The sequence below is a fragment of the Streptosporangium sp. NPDC048886 genome, assembly GCF_055586905.1.
Genome location: NZ_JBVJHH010000004.1, coordinates 63,433 through 82,179 on the forward strand (window position 1 = coordinate 63,433; position 18,747 = coordinate 82,179).

At 74.2% G+C, this 18,747-nt stretch carries 13 protein-coding genes; 6 read left to right on the forward strand and 7 right to left on the reverse strand.

The genetic code is table 11. The features are described from left to right. The first annotated feature begins 11 nt into the window (after window positions 1-11). The 4 genes from ACZ6R6_RS06035 (at window position 12) to ACZ6R6_RS06050 (ending at window position 3,959) form a co-directional block, all read left to right on the forward strand. Window positions 12-1,049 (forward strand): FecCD family ABC transporter permease, encoded by a 1,038-nt coding sequence (locus ACZ6R6_RS06035; RefSeq protein WP_470090571.1) that lies wholly within the window; start codon window positions 12-14, stop codon window positions 1,047-1,049. Continuing rightward, a complete protein-coding gene (locus ACZ6R6_RS06040; protein WP_470090573.1) occupies window positions 1,046-2,098 on the forward strand; it encodes a FecCD family ABC transporter permease in 1,053 nt (350 codons plus the stop codon). The genes ACZ6R6_RS06035 and ACZ6R6_RS06040 overlap by 4 nt, the downstream gene beginning before the upstream one ends. Next, complete coding sequence (locus tag ACZ6R6_RS06045) at window positions 2,095-2,901, forward strand: ABC transporter ATP-binding protein (protein WP_470090574.1); 807 nt, start codon at window positions 2,095-2,097, stop codon at window positions 2,899-2,901. Before ACZ6R6_RS06040 ends, ACZ6R6_RS06045 begins: the two co-directional genes overlap by 4 nt. A gap of 152 nt (window positions 2,902-3,053) precedes the next feature. Next, on the forward strand, window positions 3,054-3,959 hold the full coding sequence (locus tag ACZ6R6_RS06050) for an AraC family transcriptional regulator (RefSeq protein WP_470090575.1): 906 nt from the start codon (window positions 3,054-3,056) through the stop codon (window positions 3,957-3,959). A 275-nt stretch (window positions 3,960-4,234) separates the two neighbouring features. On the opposite strand, the gene ACZ6R6_RS06055 is transcribed toward ACZ6R6_RS06050, so the two are convergent. The 3 genes from ACZ6R6_RS06055 to ACZ6R6_RS06065 form a co-directional block, all read right to left on the reverse strand. After that, window positions 4,235-5,146, reverse strand: a complete 912-nt coding sequence (locus ACZ6R6_RS06055; protein ID WP_470090577.1) for a hypothetical protein — start codon at window positions 5,144-5,146, stop codon at window positions 4,235-4,237. A gap of 297 nt (window positions 5,147-5,443) precedes the next feature. Continuing rightward, window positions 5,444-6,439, reverse strand: coding sequence for a serine hydrolase domain-containing protein (locus ACZ6R6_RS06060; RefSeq protein ID WP_470090579.1), 996 nt, complete (start codon window positions 6,437-6,439; stop codon window positions 5,444-5,446). 168 nt (window positions 6,440-6,607) lie between these two features. Continuing rightward, entirely contained in the window at window positions 6,608-7,360 is a 753-nt protein-coding gene (locus tag ACZ6R6_RS06065; RefSeq protein ID WP_470090580.1) for a dienelactone hydrolase family protein, read from the reverse strand. Window positions 7,361-7,430: 70 nt separating this feature from the next. On the opposite strand from ACZ6R6_RS06065, the gene ACZ6R6_RS06070 reads away from it, so the two are divergent. Then, window positions 7,431-7,961 carry a MarR family winged helix-turn-helix transcriptional regulator gene (locus ACZ6R6_RS06070; RefSeq protein WP_470090582.1) on the forward strand — a complete coding sequence of 177 codons (531 nt, stop codon included), beginning with the start codon at window positions 7,431-7,433 and terminating at the stop codon, window positions 7,959-7,961. A 26-nt stretch (window positions 7,962-7,987) separates the two neighbouring features. Here ACZ6R6_RS06070 and ACZ6R6_RS06075 read toward each other — a convergent pair whose 3' ends face one another. The 4 genes from ACZ6R6_RS06075 to ACZ6R6_RS06090 all read right to left on the reverse strand — a co-directional run bounded on the left by ACZ6R6_RS06075 (window position 7,988) and on the right by ACZ6R6_RS06090 (window position 11,973). After that, window positions 7,988-8,539: a hypothetical protein gene (locus tag ACZ6R6_RS06075; protein WP_470090584.1), complete on the reverse strand. Its 552-nt coding sequence runs from the start codon at window positions 8,537-8,539 to the stop codon at window positions 7,988-7,990. Window positions 8,540-8,648: 109 nt separating this feature from the next. Next, window positions 8,649-9,401, reverse strand: a complete 753-nt coding sequence (locus ACZ6R6_RS06080; protein ID WP_470090585.1) for a lysophospholipid acyltransferase family protein — start codon at window positions 9,399-9,401, stop codon at window positions 8,649-8,651. Between the two features lie 146 nt (window positions 9,402-9,547). Then, a complete protein-coding gene (locus tag ACZ6R6_RS06085; RefSeq protein ID WP_470090587.1) occupies window positions 9,548-11,203 on the reverse strand; it encodes a thiamine pyrophosphate-binding protein in 1,656 nt (551 codons plus the stop codon). Continuing rightward, the gene (locus ACZ6R6_RS06090; protein WP_470090589.1) at window positions 11,200-11,973 is read right to left on the reverse strand and encodes a cyclase family protein; all 774 of its coding nucleotides are present in this window, start codon (window positions 11,971-11,973) and stop codon (window positions 11,200-11,202) included. Before ACZ6R6_RS06090 ends, ACZ6R6_RS06085 begins: the two co-directional genes overlap by 4 nt. Before the next feature lie 151 nt (window positions 11,974-12,124). Here ACZ6R6_RS06090 and ACZ6R6_RS06095 point away from each other — a divergent pair, with 151 nt between their 5' ends. Next, window positions 12,125-18,688: a HEAT repeat domain-containing protein gene (locus ACZ6R6_RS06095; RefSeq protein ID WP_470090590.1), complete on the forward strand. Its 6,564-nt coding sequence runs from the start codon at window positions 12,125-12,127 to the stop codon at window positions 18,686-18,688. The last annotated feature ends 59 nt before the right edge of the window (window positions 18,689-18,747 follow it).

Sequence of the window (18,747 nt, forward strand, 5' to 3'; positions counted from 1 at the left end):
CCGGCTCCTCGATGAGCACCGCCACCCGTGCCCTGCCGGGCGGCGCCGGCGCCCCGCGCGCCGGCGCCGCCCGGCTGGCGTGTTCCCTGGTCATCGGACTCGCCGTACTCGCGCTCGCCATGCTCGCGAGCGTCGCGTTCGGCAGTCATCCCACCTCGCTCCCGGACGTCCTGGACGTCCTGGCCGGCACCGCGGACCCCAACACCGCCGCGGTCGTCGAGAGCCGCTACCCGCGGACCGCGCTCGGCCTGCTCGCCGGCCTCGGCCTGGCCGTCGCGGGGACGCTCATGCAGGGCGTCACCCGCAATCCCCTCGCCGACCCCGGGCTCCTCGGCATCACCGGGGGCGCGTCCGCCGCCATCGTCACCGCCCTGGCCTTCCTCGGCGCGTCCGGCCAGTCGGCCGCCGTGTGGTGGGCCCTGCCGGGGGCGCTCCTGGCGGGACTCCTGGTCCATGTCATCGGTTCGGCGGGCTCCGGCGCCGGGCCGGCGCGGCTCGTCCTGGCCGGCGCGGTCGTCTCGGCGATCCTGACGGCCTACGTCCAGGCGGTGGCGCTGAGCAAGCCGCAGGTCTTCGACGGCTACCGCTACTGGGTGGTCGGCGCGCTGGGCGGACGGGACTTCGAGGTCCTGGTGTCGGTCCTGCCGCCGGCCGCCCTCGGCCTGCTGCTCGCCGTACTGCTGGGGCCGGCTCTCAACACGCTCGCGCTCGGCGACGAGTCCGCCTCGGCGCTCGGCGCCAACCCCGCGCTGACGCGTTCCGGCGGGCTCCTGGCGGCGACGCTGCTGAGCACGGCGGCGACCGCGGCGGTCGGTCCCATCGCCTTCGTCGGCCTGGCCGTCCCGCACATCGTCAGGGCGCTCGTCGGCGTCGACATCCGCGTGCAGATCGCGTTCTCGGCCGTCGTCGGCCCCGCCCTGCTGCTGCTGGCGGACGTCGCGGGCCGCGTGGTCCTGCGCCCGCAGGAACTGATGGTCGGCGTGGTGACCGCGCTCGTCGGGGCGCCGGCGCTGCTGCTGGCCGTGCGCAGGATGAGGGGCACCGCATGACACGGACCCGCCCCGCGCCCCCACGCGGCTACGTCACGATCGGGCGCGCGGTGGCGATCCCCGCCGCGCGCGTCCCCGTCATCGCCGGGATCGTCACCGTGTCGCTCATCGTCGCCGCCGCCGTCGCCACGCTGACGCTCGGACGGCTCGGCATCCCCCTCGTCGACCTGGTGGGCGCTCTCACCGGGGGCGCCGAGGGGAAACAGGCGTTCGTGCTGGAGCGGCTGCGCGGCCCGCGCCTGAGCGTGGCCGTCGGCACCGGAGCCGCGCTCGGCCTGTCGGGAGCGCTGTTCCAGACGGTCACCCGCAATCCGCTCGGCAGTCCGGACGTGATCGGGCTGAGCGCCGGCGCCGGGGCGGGCGCCGCGGTCGCCGTGCTGCTGCTGCCCGGCGTGCTGCCGGCGCCCGCCGGCGCCCTGGCCGGCGCCGTGATCGCCATGGCGCTGGTGTATGTGTCGACCGGGACCGGATTCCGTAACCCCGGCCGCCTCGTCGTCGCGGGCATCGGCGTCCACTCGATCTCCACGGCGTTCATCCAGTACGTCGTCTACGCCGTGGAGCGGGACAAGGCCACCGTTCTCACCGCCTACGTCAACGGCAGCCTGGCGGCACGCTCGTGGGAGCACGCCGCCACGGTCTGGGTGATCCTCCTGGCCGTGGCGCCGCTCGTCGCGCTCATCGCACGGCGTCTCGACATCTCCGAGCTGGGCGACGGGCTCGCCGCCGGGCTCGGCGCCGAACCGGAGCGGACCCGGGCCGTCGCCGTCACGCTGTCGATCGTCCTGTCCGCCGGCGCCGTCGCCGTCGCCGGGCCCATCGCGTTCGTCGCCCTGACCGCCCCGCAGATCGCCAGACGGCTCACCCGCGGGCCGGGCCCGCATCTGACGCTGTCCACACTGGTCGGCGCGCTGCTGCTGGTGCTCGCCGACCTCGCCGCGCAGCAGTCGCCGATCCCGGGCAACCTGCCCGTCGGCATCTACACGCTGGCCGTCGGCGGGCTCTACCTGGGATACCTGCTGACCCGCGAATGGAGAAAAGGAAGCCTATGAGCAGCCGGGCAGTGCCACGCGAGACCGGACTGGGCGCACGGGAGGTGACGATCTCCTACGGCGGCGCCCCTGTCGTGCGCGACGTCAGCCTCGACATCCCGCACGGCGGGTTCACCATGATCATCGGACCGAACGGGTGCGGCAAGTCGACCCTGCTCAAGGCACTCGCCCGCACCCTGAGACCCGGACGCGGACGCGTCCTGCTCCACGGCCGGGACATCTGGTCCTACCGGGGGAAGGAGGCCGCCCGCCACGTGGCCCTGCTGCCGCAGAACCCGATCGCGCCCGACGGCATCACCGTGGGCGGCCTGGTACGGCGTGGCCGCTACCCGCACCACACGCTGCTCCGTCAGTGGTCGCCCGACGACGACACCGCGATCGGCTCCGCCCTCGAACGGACGGGCATGCACGAGCTCTCCGAGGCGCGGGCGAGCGAGCTGTCCGGCGGTCAGCGCCAGCGCGCGTGGATCGCCATGGTGCTCGCGCAGCAGACGGACCTCCTGCTGCTCGACGAGCCGACCACCTTCCTCGACATCTCCCACCAGTACGAGCTGCTGGAGCTCTGCCGCGAGCTGCACGAGGACGGCAAGACCGTCGTCGCCGTCCTGCACGACCTCAACCAGGCCGCCCGCTTCGCCTCCCACCTGATCGTGATGAACGAGGGGCGGGTGTTCGCCGAAGGGGCGCCGTCGGAGGTGCTGACCCCGCGGCTGGTCGAGGACGTCTTCCGGCTGGCGTGCGACATCGTGCCCGATCCCCGGACGTCCACCCCGATGGTGGTCCCCCACTCTCGCCGGCCCTGAGGACGTCGTGGCCGAGGGGGCGCGGGCGGGTGGCGACACGGCGTCCGGTCCTACCGGTCCCGCCCGGTATGGAGATCGTCATGTGCTCCAGTCGGCCACCCCGATGTGAGACGCTTCCCTGGGCATGACGTGCATCGCATAGGAGTCCGTCCATGGACGTGATCGGGGACCTGCTCACCGGTGTGCGGGCGCGGGGGGCGGCGTTCTGCCAGTCGATCGCCTCTCCTCCGTGGGGGATCAAGTTCGCCGTGTCGACGCCGCTGTCGGTGGCGACGATGGTGCGCGGCCGGGCGTGGGTCACGGACGCCGACGGCCGGGCCCGGCCGCTGCGGCCGGGCGATGTCGCGCTGGCCAAGGGCGGCCGGCCGTACGTGATCGCCGACTCCCCCGCCACGGCGCCGGCCGTGACCGTGTACGGCGAGGAGGGCGAGGGCGACGTGGTGGGGCCGGGCCCCGACGCCTACGGGGCCACCGGCGGCGAGGCGCTGCTGGTGACGGGCGCCTACCGGGTGACGGGCGACCTGTCGGCGCGACTGCTGTCGGCCCTGCCCGAGCTGCTGGTCGTCCCGGGTGACGACGTACGGCCGGCGCCCGCGCTCGACCTGATCAGCGCGGAGGTCACCGGCTCGGAGCCCGGCTCGCAGGTGGCGCTGGACCGGCTGCTCGACCTGCTGCTGGTGCTGCTGGTGCGGGCCTGGTTCGCCCGTCCGGAGGCCGGGACGCCGGCGTGGTACGCGGCGCTGGCCGATCCGCAGATCGGCCGGGCCCTGCGGCTGGTCCACGACCGGCCGGGCGCCTCCTGGTCGGTGGCCTCGCTGGCGGAGGCGGTGGGCATGTCGCGGGCGGCGTTCGCCCGCCGGTTCACCGCCCTGGTCGGCCGGCCGCCCCTGGCCTACCTGACCGAGTGGCGGATGGAGCTGGCCGCCGACCTGCTGCGGCGGCCGGGAGTGACGGTGGCGGCCGCCGCCAGGGAGGTCGGCTACGCCGACGCGTTCGGCTTCAGCGCCGCGTTCAAACGGGTCCGCGGCGTCCCGCCGAGCCGGGCCGCGCTCCGCTGACCCTGCGGTCTTCGGTGCCCGCGCGGCGTCCGTCCGCCGCCGGGCGCGCATGGGGGTGACACCGGACACGACGGCCCGGGCGGTGTGGGGGTGACACCGGACACGACGGCCCGGGCGGTGTGGGGGTGACACCGGACACGACGGCCCGGGCGGTGTGGGGGTGACGCCGAGCATGATGCCCCGGGCACGCATGGGGGTGACGCCGAGCGAGCCGGCCCGGGCACGGGGAGGCCGTGCCCGGGCCGGCGCGCCGGTGTCCGGTCAGGAGCGGACGCTCAGGGGTTGGGGGCCGGGGTCGCGGTGGCCGTCGGGGTCGGGGTCGGGATCGGGGTCTCCGGAGCCGTCGGGGTGGGGACGGGCGTCTCCGGAGCCGTCGGGGTGGGGACCGGGTCCGTCGGGGTGGGGACCGGCGGCACGGTGGGGGTGTCGGTCACCGTGGGGGTCGGGACCGGGGTCTGCGGCGGTGTGGGGCAGGACGCCGGGGGCCGCCACTTGCCCGTGCCGGGCCATCCCTGCCGGGGGTACCACCAGCCGTTGCCGTGCCGGGTCTTCCTGCTCGGCCGTGACAGGTCGTAGACATAGGCGGCCGTGGCCGCCTCTCCCTCGCGCGTGGCGGTCAGGGCCACCCAGTCACCCTGCCTGACCTCGCTGTTGCCGCGCCTGCCCGCCACGACGCGGGTGTCGTCGGTGACCGTGTACGCCTGCTCGAAGCCGTCGCGGCTCCGTACGGTGATCGACTCCTCGGTCACCGTGGTCGCCTCGCCCGTCTGGGCGAACACCGTGACGAACACGCACGGGTCCTCCGTCCCCGCCAGGAACTCCCCGTGCACGGCGCCGATGAACTCCAGGGGGTGCGCGGTGGGCGACGCCGTGGCGGTGGGCGTGGGAGCGGGGGTCTCCGTCGGCGTCTCGGTGGGTGTCGCGGTCGGTGTCTCGGTGGGCGTTCCCGTCGGCGTCCCGGTGGGCGTCCCGGTGGGCGTCTGGCTGGCCGTCGCCGTCGCGGTGGGCGTCTCCGCCGGCGGCGGCGCGGGCGTCGCCGACGCCGCCGTGGCCACCCCGAGGCCACCCGACGCCAGCAACGCCACAGTCGTGGCGACGATCAACGGCCGCGGGACGCTCCTGCGTGTCCCGCCCGCTCCGATCGGCTCCCGCCCGTCCGGCCTGTCATGGTTGGTCGGTGTCACCATGTCCTCCCGTCTACGGTGTTCCGGTTGAACGCCCGCCGGCCTGAGGCGATACAAGATCACCGCGCACCCGCCCCGTCACGGATGACGACACGGCGGTTCCACCGCGATGATCTTCCGGCGGGCCCTCGGAGCCTGCCCGCTCCCACCCGGTCCATGCGGCCGCCCGCCGGCCGGTCCCCGCGCGCCGGCGCCTTCCAGCAGCTCATCCCGGCGATCGGCGCCCGCAGAAAATCCGGTGCGGGCGGCGCGGCGCCGGCCGGGGAGGGGCGGGGACGCCGGAGCCCCGCGCTACGGCGGTCAGGGCCTGAGCGCGGGCAGGACCACCTCTTCCAGGACGGCCTTGGGCGCCGTGTCCTGGTCGTCCCTGTTGTAGCCGCCCGCGGTGACGGCCACGACGAGGCCGAGATCGGGGGCGAGGAAGAGCCGCTGACCGCCGTTGCCCGTGGCCGTGGCCCGCCCGTCGGGACCGACGTGCCACAGGTAGCCGTAGGAGAAACCGTCCCAGGTCGGCACCCGCGGCCGCAGCACCTCCTCGACCCAGGCCGCCGGGACCACTTGGCGCTCCAGTACGGCCTGGCCGATCGCGGCGAGGTCGCGCGGGGCCAGCCGCAGTCCGGAGGCCGCCGAGACCACCCCGTCGCCGCCCGCCGTCCACTCGAAGGACTCGATGCCGAGCGGCTCGAAGAGCGCGGTGCGCGCGTAGTCCTCCAGCGGGCGTCCGGCGCCCCGGGCGATGAGCCCGCCGACCAGTGCCGCGGCGCCTCCGCTGTAGTGCCACTGCGCCCCCGGCTCCCCGACGATCGGGCGCTCCAGCACGTACCGGTAGCGGTCCGCCGCCAGCTCCATCCCGATCTCGCTGTTCTCCGGGCTGGTGTACGGCTTGCTCTCGTCCCACTCCAGGCCGAGCGTCAACGTCAGCGCGTGCTCGACGGTCAGCCGGGCCCGCCGGGGATCGGCGGCCAGGTCGGGGTATTCGGGGAAGTGCCGGAGGATCGGCTCGTCAGGCTCGGGCACCAGTCCGTCGGCGAGCGCGGCGCCGTACAGCAGCGCGACGACGCTCTTGGTGACCGAGCGGATGTCGTGCAGCGTCTGCGGCCCGAAGTCCACCGTGCCGAGCGGCCGTCCCCAGGCGGAGTCCGCGCCGCTGCCGTAGCGCTCCAGGACCAGAGCGCCGTGGCGGGCGACCACGACGCCGTGCAGACCCGGTGCGCGCCCCTCCCGGATGAGAGCGTCGAGCCGCTCGGCCACGTCGGGAGCGAACCCGGCCTTCTCGGGTTCGGTCTGCTGCCACACGGGCTTCCTCCATGTCTGCGTGATACGCCGCGTATCCCGTGCTTACCGGGACACGCCAGGTATAGAGCCTGACACAGGGAGAGGGTCCATTCCCATCTGATTCCCGCTGGTCCGCGCCGGCTCTCCGCCGCCGTCCGGTGCGGCCTCCCGCGCGCCCGGACGGCGGTCTCAGCCCTCGCGGCGGAGGAAGGCCAGGACCCGCCGCCAGGCGTCGGCGCACGCCTCGGCGTGCTCGTCGTTCCTGACGTCGAAGAACCCGTGCGGAGCGCCGGGATAGGTGACGAACTCGTGGTCCACGCCATGGGCGGTCAGGGCCTCGCCGAAAGCCGTCACCTCGCTCGCCGGGATGCCCTCGTCGGCGCCGCCGAACAGGCCGAGGACCGGGGCGGCCAGGTCGCCCGCGTGCTGGGCGGGTCCCGGGCCGTAGGGGCCGGCGATGCCCGGATGGCCGTAGAAGCCGATCACCCCGGCCAGGCCGAAGCGGGGTTCGGCGGCGAAGAAGGCCAGCCGGCCGCCCATGCAGAAGCCCAGCGCCATCTGCGTGTCCCCGAACTCACGCAGCCGGTCGACCGCCGCGGTCATGTCCTCCTGCATGCCGGTCCTGGTGAGCCCGGCGAAGTGCTCCATGGTCGGGAAGTCCTCGCCCCGGCCGTCGGTGGAGGCGCCCGCCGTACGGCCGAAGTGGTCGTAGGCGAGCGCCGGGTGACCGTGCTCGGCCAGCCGTACGGCGAGGCGCTCGTAGAACGGCGCCAGCCCCCGGTTGTCGGGGATCACCACGACGCCGGGGCCCGTGAGCCGCCCGGGAACCGCCAGGTAGGCCGCGAGGCGGGTGCCGTCGGCCGAGGTCAGGGTGAGCGGACCGGAGGTGACGGGCGAGGCGACGGGAGCGACGGGCGGGGTGGCGTCGGCGTCGTAACACATGGCGGGGATCCTCTCGGGTCGGTGCGAGAGAAAATAGCAAATCTGAATTGATAAAGCTAACCTTGGCTTTATGACGGATCTCAATCCCACGGGCCGTGACCACACGGACCCCGCGCACCCGGACCCCGCGCACCCGGACCCGGCGCACGCCGATCCCGCGCACCCGGACCACGACCACACCGCCCGCGACCTCAGGATCGCCGTCGGCCGCCTCGCCCGGCGGATCAGGCAGATCTACGCCACCGTCGACGACGCCAGCGGCATCACCTTCACCGAACTCACCGTGCTGTCCCGGCTGGAGCGGCAGGGGCCCTCCACCTCGGCGGCGCTCGCCAGCTCGGAGCAGGTGACCCCGCAGGCGATCGGCACCGCCCTCGGGGCACTCGCCCAGCGCGGCCTGGTCTCCCGCGCCCCCGACCCGGCCGACGGGCGCAGGGTCGTCACCCGGATCACCGAGGCCGGGCGGCACGCCCTCGGCGACCGGACCCACGCCGTCACCGAGCAGATCGGACGCGCGGTCGGCGACACCATGGACGCCGAGGAGCGGCGCCGGCTGGCCCGGGCGCTCCCCCTGCTGGAGCGGCTCGCCGACCGGCTGTGACCGCCGGCCGCCGGGCGGCCGGGCCGTCAGGAGGAGGCCGCGACCAGGCCCGCGACGACCCCGGCGAGCGAGACCGTGGTGAGGACGGACCCGAGGATCACCGCGGCGCGGCGCCCCCGCCGCGCCCTGAAGACGTACAGGAACACATACGGCAGGAAGGCCAGGACCCCCACGCCGAGGAAGGGCATGGTGAGGGCGGCCACGAAACCGGCGGTGCCGGTCGGGACGGCGCGGTCGCCCTGGGGCGTGAGCTGGGCGCGCTTGACGTCTCCGGCGGTGGAGTCGGGCGAGGCGTCCACCATCACCGCCTCACCGCCGCGGTCGGACACGAACCTGCCCTTGCAGTCGTAGCGGCCCTCGCCCAGCGACTCGCACGAGAGGACCGTGAGGGTGCCCGGGGTGCCGATCCTTCCGGTCGCGAGCTGGAGATCTCGCACCGAGAAGACGAAGGGCATCAGGCCCAGGCCGATCCAGCAGATGAGCAGGATCGTCATGCCGACCGGCCCCGGCGTGCGGCCGGGGCCCGGGGTGGGCCCGGGCTGGAAGGCGCCGACGATGTTCTCAAGTGCGTCACTCATGAGGACAGGATGGGCCGTCCCACTTGCGGTTCACCTGCTCACGACTTGTGCCGGGCCACCCTGACGCTCACGACTCACAGCAGGCCGCCCTGGCCCTCACGACCTGTGGTCACGACCTGTGCCGGGCAGCCCTGGCCTCCGCCTCGGCCGCGTCCAGCTTGTCGGCCTCCTCCGGGGTGGGGGCGGTGCCGCCGAGGTGGCGGGGCTGCCACCAGACGCCCGGGGGGATCTCCGGGTAGGTCCGCTGGGCCCGGTCGAGCAGCGCGGTCATGCGCCCGCGCAGGTCGGCGGTGACGGCGTCGTAGTCGTCGCCCCGCTTGGCGTGCAGCGGCTCGCCGACGAGGATGGTGATCGGCACGTGCCGCTGGAACAGCTTCTTGGGGTGCCCCTTGGTCCACAGCCGCTGGGTGCCCCACAGCGCGACCGGGATCATCGGCACCTTCGCGCCCACGGCCATCCGGACCGCGCCGTTCTTGATCTCCTTGACCGTGAAGGACTGGCTGATCGTGGCCTCGGCGAACACCCCCACGATCTCGCCGGACTTGAGCGACTTCAGCGCCGCGCCGAACGCGGCGGCGCCCGCCGCGCGGTCCACCGGGATGTGGTGCATGCCGCGCATCAGCGGGCCGGAGATCTTGTGGTCGAAGACCTCCTTCTTGGCCATGAAACGGACCAGGCGCTTGGCGGGCAGCGCGGCCAGGCCGGCGAAGATGAAGTCGAGATAGCTGATGTGGTTGCTGACCAGCACCGCTCCGCCGGTTCGCGGGATCCGCTCGGCGCCTTCAACGCGGATCTTCAGGTCCAGCGCGCGGAACAGGGTCCGCGCGGCCCCGATGACCGGGGGGTACACGATCTCAGCCATGGCTGAACCGTACCCCAGCCCTCCGGCGGTGTTCGACCGGCGGTCACGGCATGTCCACACCGTGGACACCGCCGCGGCGGGCGCCGCCGGTCCGTCTCCGGCGCTCCCCCTCAGGCACGCGGAGCCGGCCGGCGGCCCGGGCCCGCTCAGTGCCCCCGGAACGCCTCCTCCAGCCACCACGAACCCCGTGCCCGACTGACCTTGGCGTGGACCAGCAGCGGCCGGTCCCGCGGCCCGTCCAGCCACCCGGCCACCGCGGCCAGGTCCGCCCGGTCCCGTACGGTCACCGCCTCGCAGCCGAAGCCCCGGGCGATGGCGGCGATGTCGACGGGCGGGAAGACGACGGTGTCCAGGCGGTACCCGTCCGGACCGAAGTGGTGCACCTCGGCGCCGTAACCCTCGTCGTCGTAGACCACGATCACCATCGGAAGGCCGAGCCGTACGACCGTCTCCAGCTCGGCCACGCCCATCAGCGCGCCCCCGTCGCCGAGCGCGGCCACCGCGAGCCGGTCCGGCCGGGCCAGGGCGGCCCCGATCGCGGTGGCCAGGCCGAGGCCGATGGACTGGAAGGCCTGCGTGAAGGCGAAACCGCACTCGTCCGGAACGTCGAGGAACATCGACGGGTATCCCATGAAATTTCCCGAATCGACGGAGACGACGCGCTCGGCGGGGAGCAGGTCGTCCAGCCCGATCGTGAGGGTGCGGGGGTCGATGCGGCCCTGTCCGCCCTCGTCCACGTAGGGCACGTCCCGCCAGCGGCTCTCGCGGGCGATCCGCCCGGCCAGCGCCGCCGATCGGTATCCGGCGCCGCCGGGGGCCGGGCGGAGGCCGTCCGCGCCCCCGGCGAGCAGGGCCGTGACCGCCCTCGCGGTGCGGGCGACGTCGCCGACCACACCGAGATGGATCGGGCGGTGGGCGCCGAGGGCGTCGGCGTCGAGGTCGACCTGGACGACCTTGGCGTCCGGGCCGATGAGCGTGCCATGGCGCGTGGTCCACATGTTGAGCGCGCAGCCCCAGCCGACGATCACGTCGGCGTCGCGGACGAGCTCGGCGGTGAGGGGCGAGGCGAAGCCGCCGCTCACGTCCAGATCCCACGGGCTGCCCCGGAAGAGCCCCTTGGCCACGGCGGAGGTGGCCAGCAGCGCCCCGGCCCGCTCGGCGAGCTCCTCCAACTCCCGCCGGGCCGCACGCGCCCCCCGGCCCGCCACGAACACCGGCCGCCGCGCGGCCGTGAGCAGTTCCGCCAGCCGCGCGGCCTGCTCCGCCTCCGGTCCGGCCGCCGGGCCGGGAGCCGGGAGCGCCTGACCGGGCGGGGACGGGACGCGCTCCCCCTGCACCTGCAGCGGGAGGTTCAGCAGGACCGTGCGCCGCCCGTCGCGGGCCAGGAGAAAGGCCTCGGCCGTCCGCGCGACGGCGGTCCCGGCGGAGTCGATCCGCAGCGGAACTGCCCCGACCGCCGTGGCCAGGGCGGCCTGGTCGACGAAGAAGTTGGACCGGGGGGCGGTCACCTCGGCGGCCAGCACGACGAGCGGCGTGCGGCTCTTGGCGGCCTCGGCGATACCGGTCATCGCGTTGGTGAGCCCCGGCCCCTGGTGGACGCTGAGCACGCCGACCCGGCCGCCGGTGCGCGCGTAGGCGTCGGCCATGGTCGCCGCGCCGCCCTCGTGGCGCGCGGCGACGAACCGCACGCCGTGCTCGACCAGCGTGTTGGTCACGTGGAAGTTACCGCTGCCGACGACCCCGAAGACGGTGTCCACGCCGAATGAGGCGAGGGCACCGCCCACGGCCTCGGCGACGTTCACCGTTCGACCAGGGCCAGCACGCGCACCGGGCTGCCCGAGCCGCCGACGATGGGCAGCGGCGGCGCGACGACCACCGCCCCGGTGACCGGGAGCCGGTCGAGGTTGCGGAGCTGGGTCAGCCCGTACTTCCCCGCGCCGAGCAGGAAGGAGTGGCACGGGAAGGCCGGATCGAAGCCGTGCGCGGCGCCCGCGTCGGTGCCCACCGTCTCCACGCCGAGCCCGATGATCGGGGTCTCCTCGGCCAGCCATCTGGCGCACTCCACCGAGATGCCGGGAGTGTGCGGGCCGGTCTCGTCGGCGTTGAGGAACCGCTCCTGGTCGTGCGAGCGGGCGTCCCAGCCGGTGCGGTAGAGCAGCCAGCCGCCCTCGGGCAGCGGCCCGTTGGCGTCCTGCCAGGCCTTGACGTGCTCGATCTCCAGCAGGAAGTCCGGGTCCTCGGCGGCCTCGGCGGCCAGGTCGAGCACCGCGGCCGGGGCGATCAGCCGGTCGACCGGCACCTGCGAGACGTCGTCGCCGTCCCGGGCGGTGACCCAGTGGACCGGGGCGTCGAAGTGCGTGCCGGTGTGCTCGCCGGTCGAGATGTCGTTCCAGTACCAGGCGGGACCGCGGTCGTCGTAGCGGCTGATCTCCTTCAGCGTGAACGGGACGGTGTTCCCGAACGGCTCGGGCAGTCGCAGGATCGGCGTCTCCGACGACAGCGGCGCGGTCAGGTCGATCACCTCGATCCCGCCGTTCCGGACGCTCTCCACCAGGTTCCGCAACACCGACATGACGCCTCCAGCATCGGAAGAAGACCTGGTCGGATCCTCCTACACCCCCGCGACCCACGCCATCTCCACCCGCGGCCGGGCCGTACGCGGAAAGGCACCCGATCGGCGGCGGCACCGATTTTGCCGAACGCGGGACGACCCGTGAATGTGTATGGAAAGAGACTTTATAAAGGGTACTTTGTGTGATGTGCCGAGCGTCTTCATCAGCCACACATCGGACATGGCGGAATATCCGTCGACAGGATCGTTCGTGCAGTCGGCTGTCGACGCCGTGGCGCGGGCCGGCCTGGTACCGGTGGACATGCGATATTTTTCCGCTCAGGAGACCGCACCGGCGGAGTATTGTCGCAATCGCGTTCAAGAGTGTGATTTCTACCTGGGGATAATCGGGTTCCGCTACGGTTCCCGGGTGCCCGGGACCGACGTCTCCTATACGGAGCTGGAGTTCGTCTCCGCCTCCGACCGGGGCATGCCGAGGCTGTTGTTCCTCCTCGACGAGGAGGTCCCGATCCCCCTGCGGCTCGTCGACAGGGACCGCGCGCCGGTCGAGGCGTTCCGGGCGCGCCTGCTGGAGTCCGACATCGTGGTCGACACGTTCACCTCGGCCGAGGACCTGCGCGGCCGGGTCCTCCACGCGCTCGTCGAATGCCTGGGCGCCCGGACCGCGCCGGCCGGGCCCCCCGCCACCGGGGAGGAGTCGTTCGCGATCGCGCGGGCGGCCTACCTCACCAGGGTGGAACAGCGCTACCGGCGGCTCGACCTGGAGGTGCTGACCCCGGCCGAGCAGGACGCCCACCTGCCCGTCCTCCTCAGGTCGATGTTCGTCCCGCAGAGCGTCAGGGCCGATCCGCCTCCCGTCGAACTGTCCAAGGAGCTGTGGCGGCGGCTGCTGAGCGCCGAGGAGATCTCGGAGCAGGACCTTCCGGAGGGGCTCGACCTCGACAGGATCGCGCAGGCGCGCACCACCTACGACAGGACTCCCCGGCGCGCGGTGCTGGACGTCCTGGGTGAGCCGGGCAACCGGCTGGTCACGCTGCTGGGCGATCCCGGCGCCGGCAAGTCGACGCTGGCGCGATACCTGCTCCTGGGCCTGACGGGCGACGGGACGGAGCCGGCCCCGGCCGGGCTGAGGGGGTGGCTGCCCCTGCTGGTGGAGCTGCGCTCCTACGCCGATCTCCGGTCACGGTGCGAGACCTTCCTGGAATACCTGGAGCACCTGTACCGGACCGAGGGCACCGGCCTCCCCGCGCAGCCCCTGGACCGCCATCTCCGCGAGGACGGGCGGGCGCTCGTCATCTTCGACGGGCTGGACGAGCTGTTCGACCCGAAGGTGCGCGAGACGGTGACCCGGCAGATCGCCGGATTCGCCACGCGCTATCCGAAGGTGCGGGTCCTCGTCACCAGCCGGGTCATCGGATACCGGCGGGCCGAGCTGCGCGACGCCGGGTTCCGGCACTACACGCTCCAGGACCTGGACACCGCCCAGATCGAGGAGTTCATCGCGCGCTGGTACGAGCTGGCCATACACGACCGCAGGGACGAGGCGCGGCATCTGCGGGACCGGCTGATGCACGCGATGACCGAGTCGCCGTCCATACGGGAGCTGGCCGGCAACCCCCTGCTGCTGACCATCCTGGCGATCATCGGGCGGCGCCAGGAGCTCCCGCGTGAGCGGCGGGCGGTGTACGTCCACGCGGCCTCCGTGCTGGTCGAGCACTGGGACGTCAACAGGCATCTGGAGGACGCGCGCATACCGGCCGGCTACATCGACGCCGAGGACAAGAAGGAGCTGCTGCGCCGGGTGGCCTGGCGCATGCAGAGCGGCAGGTCGGGACTCGCCGGCAACCACATCCGGGGCGAGGACCTCCTGGAGGAGTTCGTCGACTACCTGGGCAGCCGCTACCAGCTCGACGCCCTCGCCGCCAAGCCCGTCGCGCGCGGCATGCTCGGCCAGTTCAGGGAGCGCAACTTCATCCTCAGCCTGTACGGCGGAGGCGTCTACGGGTTCGTGCACCGGGCGTTCCTGGAGTTCTTCTGCGCGGACGAGATCGTCCGGCGGTTCCAGAACAAGCGTCAGTGGAGTCCCGCCGAGCTCGTCTCGGAGATGTTCGGCCGCCACTGGCGCGATCCCGCGTGGCGGGAGGTCCTCCTGCTGGTGGCCGGAATGATCGACGAACGTTTCACCGGCGGGATCGTCGACTACCTCACCCGTGAGGCGGACCCGCTGTGGCCGTTCGCGAAGATCGACGAATCGCCGCACCACCTGCTCCTGGCCGCCGAGTGCATCGCCGAGACCCGCAACCTGGGAGCGATGGAACGGCAGGGGGCGGCGGTCATCGAGAAGATCATCGCCTGGCTGGAGGAGTCGGAGAGCACCTATGCCTTCGGCTCCGAGGGATTCCTCACCGGCAAGCTGGCCCCGCTCCTGCGGACGGTCCGGCCCCGGTGGCCGGGACGCGACCGCTACCTCGACTGGTTCCTCAGCCGGGAACGGGCGATCACGTCGTTCGCGGGCCGGGAGACGGCGACGGCGATCGCGGCCGCCCTGTTCCCGGACGACGACCGCCTCCGGGAGCGTTTCCACCGGCAGGCCACGGGCGAGGCCGGCGTGAGCATGCGCGACGGGGCGGTCCGGGCTCTGGCACAGGGCTGGCGCGACCACCCCGACACCCTGCCCCTCCTGTGCGGACGCGTTCTCGTCGATCCCGACGAGAACGTACGCACGACGGCGGTCCGGGCCATCGCCGAGAGCTGGCGGGAGCATCCCGACGCCCTGCCGACGTTACGCGGACGCGCCGCCGGCGACCCGCACCGGCGGGTCCGCTCGGCCGCCCTCCAGGCCCTCGCCGCCGGCTGGCCGGAAGACCCCGGCACCCTCCCCCTCCTGCGCGGACGCGCCGTCGGCGACCCGCACGGTGACGTGCGGGCCGACGCACTCCAGGCACTCGCCGACAGTTGGGGCGACAGTCCGGACTTCCTGCCGCTGCTGCGCGAGCGCGCCCTCGCCGATCCGCACTGGAACGCCCGCCAGACAGCCCTCCAGACCCTCGCCTCCGGCTGGCCGGAAGACCCCGGGACCCTCCCCCTCCTACGCGAGCGCGCCCTGGCCGACCCGGACTGGCAGGTCCGCTCGGCCACGCTGCAGGCCCTCGCCGCCGGCTGGCCGGAAGACCCCGGGACCCTCCCCTTCCTGCGCGAGCGCGCCCTGGCCGATCCGGACCCGGATGTGCGGACGGCGTCGATCCAGGCCGTCTCCGCAGACCGGCACGGTCATCCCGGCGTCTTCCCGTTCCTGCGCGAGCGCGCCCTGGCCGACCCGGACTGGCAGGTCCGCTCGGCCACGCTGCAGGCCCTCGCCGCCGGCTGGCCGGAAGACCCCGGCACCCTCCCCCTCCTGCGCGGACGCGCCGTCACCGACCCGAACTGGCGGGTCCGCCAGACATCCGTCCAGGCCCTCGCCGCGAGCTGGCGCGACCACCCCGACACCCTCCCCCTCCTACGCGAGCGCATCCTGGCCGACCCCGACGAAGACACCCGCAAGGCCGCCCTCCAGGCCCTCGCCGCCGGCTGGCGCGACCACCCCGACACCCTCCCCCTCCTGCGCGAGCGCGCCCTGGCCGACCCCGGACATGACGTGCGGACCGCGGCTCTGCAGGCCCTCGCCGCCGGCTGGCCGGAAGACCCCGGCACCCTCCCCCTCCTGCGCGGACGCGCCGTCACCGACCCGAACTGGCGGGTCCGCCAGACATCCGTCCAGGCCCTCGCCGCGAGCTGGCGCGACCACCCCGACACCCTCCCCCTCCTACGCGAGCGCATCCTGGCCGACCCCGACGAAGACACCCGCAAGGCCGCCCTCCAGGCCCTCGCCGCCGGCTGGCGCGACCACCCCGACACCCTCCCCCTCCTGCGCGAGCGCGCCGTCACCGACTCTCACTACGGCACGAGGACCACCGCGCTGGAAACCGTCGCCGCCGGCTGGCGCGACCACCCCGACACCCTCCCCCTCCTGTACGGACGCGCCGTCACCGACCCCGACGAGGACACCCGCAAGGCCGCCCTCCAGGCCCTCGCCGCCGGCTGGCGCGACCACCCCGACACCCTCGACCGGCTGAGACGGCAGGCACTGCACGATCCGGACCAGGATGTCCGCGCCGCCGCGCTGCAGGCCGTCGCGGCGGGCTGGCGCGACCACCCCGACACCCTCGACTGGCTGAGACGGCAGGCGCTGCACGGCTTCGGCCTGGTGCGCCGCACGGCGCTGACCACGCTCGCCGAGACGTTCCGCGACCGCCCGGAGATCCCGCGATGGCTGCGAGACCTGGCCGCCACCGGGGCCGGCGACACCGCGGTCTCCAGGAACGCGCTGGTGGCGCTGGCCACCGTCCTGCCCGAGGATCCCACCACTCCGGCGCTGCTGCGCGAACGCATGGCGGCCGGCCGCTGGGAGACCCGTCGCACCGCCGTGGAGCGGTCGAAGGATCTCCTCACCGCCGGACTCGTGCGCCGGGCCATGACGGACAGCCACTGGCAGGTCCGCCGCGCCGCCCTCCAGAGACTCGATCCGGCCCTGTCGCGTGACCCTGGGATCGTGGCGCTCGTCTTCGAACGCGCAGCGGCCGACGGCCACTGGGAGGTCCGCCGCGCCGCCCTCCTGAGCCTCAACATCTGGCACAGCCGGCCGGAGGACCTGGCGCTGCTACGCGAACGCACGGTGGCCGACGACCGCTGGGAGGTCCGCCGCGCCGCCCTCCAGCGGCTAACCCTCTGGCACAGCCGGCCGGAGGACCTGGCGCTGCTACGCGAACGCACGGTGGCCGACGGCCACTGGGAGGTCCGCCGCACCGCCCTCCAGCGACTCTCCTCCCGGGGGTTCGGACCGGAGGACCTGGCGCTGCTACCCGAACGCATGGCGGCCGACGGCCACTGGGAGGTCCGCCGCACCGCCGTCCAGGGGGTCGCCGCGACGCATCGGGGCGACCCCGAGACTCCCGCCCGGCTCCGCGATCGCTTCCTTCTGGAAGGAGACGAGGACGTCCGGTCGGCGGCCCTCGAAGCGGTGGCCGCGACCTGGGCCCATGACCCCGAGGCCCTGCCCTGGGTCACCGGCGTCGCCGCCATGGACGACCACTGGAAAGTACGCAAGGCCGCGGTCAAGGTCGTGGGAGAGACCTGGCCGGATGAGCCGGCCGCGCTTGCCTGGCTCCGGCGGCGCGCCCTGCTGGACACGGACGAGGACGTCCGCAGCGCGGCCGTCGAACAGCTCGCCCTGGGCCGGCCGGACCGGCCCGGCCTCTCCTCCTGGGTGCGCGGCCGGGCGCTGGCCGATGATCACGAGCAGGCCCGCGCGGCAGGCGTGGAGATCGTCGCGCGGATCTGGCCGGGCGACCCGGCCACGCTTCCCTGGCTGCGGGAGGTGGCCTCGGAGGACGGGCACTGGAGGGTACGGCAGGCCGCTGCCGAGGCCACGGCGCGGATCGGGCCGGACGGACCGGACACCACAGCGTGGCTGCGAGCCCTGGCCGAGCACGACCCTCACTGGCAGGTGCGTGACACGGCCGTCCGGGAGGTGGCGCGGATCGCCGCCGCCGACGACGCCACCCTGTCCTGGCTGGACGGCAGGATCTCCACCGACCCGGATCCCGACGTCCGCGCCGCCGCTGTGGACGTGGCCGTGCGCCTCTGGCGCGACCGCGAGGGCATGCGGTCCCGGGTGCTCGCCTGGATCGCCACGGACGCCGCGGAGGAGGTGCGGGCCACCGCGATCACCCTTCTGGGCTGGGGCTGGCCCGACGAGCCCGACACACCGGTCAGACTCCACGAGTGCGCGGAGGCCGGCCCTCATTGGACGGCCCGCCGGGCGGCCGTGCGCGCGCTGGCCGAGGGCTGGCCGGACGACGGTCGGGCGCACACCGCGGTGCGGCGGGCGTGTGAGGATCCGCACTGGCAGGTGAGGCTGGCCGCGTTGAAGGCGCTGGCGGACACCTGGCCGGAGGAGGTCGGCACATTCCACCTCGTCCGCGGGCGATCCCGGTCCGACGGGCACTGGCGGGTGCGCCGGGCGATGATGCGGAGACTGGCCGCGCGGGCCGACGACGCGGCCACGGTCCTCCTGCTGCGCGAGCGGGCCGTGCATGACGAGCACGCCCAGGTGCGGCTGGCGGCCATCCGCGAGCTCGCCCGGGGCTGGTGCCACGACGCCGCCGTCCTGGAGCTCCTGCGCGACCGGGCCACCGCCGACGGCCACTGGAGGGTGCGGGAGGCGGCCGTGGAGGAGAGCGCCAAGGCCGGAGGCGGAACGGCGCGGACACTCTCCTGGCTACGGGAGCGGAGCGTGCGCGATTCCAGCGCGGCCGTGGCCCGCGCCGCCCTGCAGGGGATCGGACTGTGGTGGCGGGCTGATCCGGCCGGCGCGGTGGACTGCTTCCGTGAGCGCGCCGCGGGCGACCCGCGATGGGCCGTCCGGATGACGGCCGTCGAGCAGATCACGAAGTTCTCCGGGACGCCGGATCCCGCCACGCTGTCATGGCTGCGCGAGGACGTGGCCGCCGACGGCGCGTGGCAGGTCCGGCGGGCCGCCCTCTGGGCCGTCGGCCTCCTGTCCCATGAGGACCCGCGCACCGTCGCCTGGCTGGGGACCTCCGCCCGGGACGACCCGCATCCGGCGGTCCGCAAGGAGGCCACGGTCGTGCTCCGCCACCTGCGGCCCGCCCCCTGAGAGCGCGCGGGCCCGTCGCACGGGCGGTGGGGACCTGCCGGGACGTCACCGCCGGGCGG

What these genes read in the sequence shown, in the direction of transcription:
- ACZ6R6_RS06065 (WP_470090580.1), bottom strand. Translation starts at nt 7,360, where the DNA reads ATGTGTTACGACGCCGACGCCACCCCGCCCGTCGCTCCCGTCGCCTCG.
- ACZ6R6_RS06040 (WP_470090573.1), top strand. Translation starts at nt 1,046, where the DNA reads ATGACACGGACCCGCCCCGCGCCCCCACGCGGCTACGTCACGATCGGG.
- ACZ6R6_RS06080 (WP_470090585.1), bottom strand. Translation starts at nt 9,401, where the DNA reads ATGGCTGAGATCGTGTACCCCCCGGTCATCGGGGCCGCGCGGACCCTG.
- ACZ6R6_RS06095 (WP_470090590.1), top strand. Translation starts at nt 12,125, where the DNA reads ATGGAAAGAGACTTTATAAAGGGTACTTTGTGTGATGTGCCGAGCGTC.
- ACZ6R6_RS06070 (WP_470090582.1), top strand. Translation starts at nt 7,431, where the DNA reads ATGACGGATCTCAATCCCACGGGCCGTGACCACACGGACCCCGCGCAC.
- ACZ6R6_RS06090 (WP_470090589.1), bottom strand. Translation starts at nt 11,973, where the DNA reads ATGTCGGTGTTGCGGAACCTGGTGGAGAGCGTCCGGAACGGCGGGATC.
- ACZ6R6_RS06055 (WP_470090577.1), bottom strand. Translation starts at nt 5,146, where the DNA reads ATGGTGACACCGACCAACCATGACAGGCCGGACGGGCGGGAGCCGATC.
- ACZ6R6_RS06035 (WP_470090571.1), top strand. Translation starts at nt 12, where the DNA reads ATGAGCACCGCCACCCGTGCCCTGCCGGGCGGCGCCGGCGCCCCGCGC.
- ACZ6R6_RS06050 (WP_470090575.1), top strand. Translation starts at nt 3,054, where the DNA reads ATGGACGTGATCGGGGACCTGCTCACCGGTGTGCGGGCGCGGGGGGCG.
- ACZ6R6_RS06045 (WP_470090574.1), top strand. Translation starts at nt 2,095, where the DNA reads ATGAGCAGCCGGGCAGTGCCACGCGAGACCGGACTGGGCGCACGGGAG.
- ACZ6R6_RS06075 (WP_470090584.1), bottom strand. Translation starts at nt 8,539, where the DNA reads ATGAGTGACGCACTTGAGAACATCGTCGGCGCCTTCCAGCCCGGGCCC.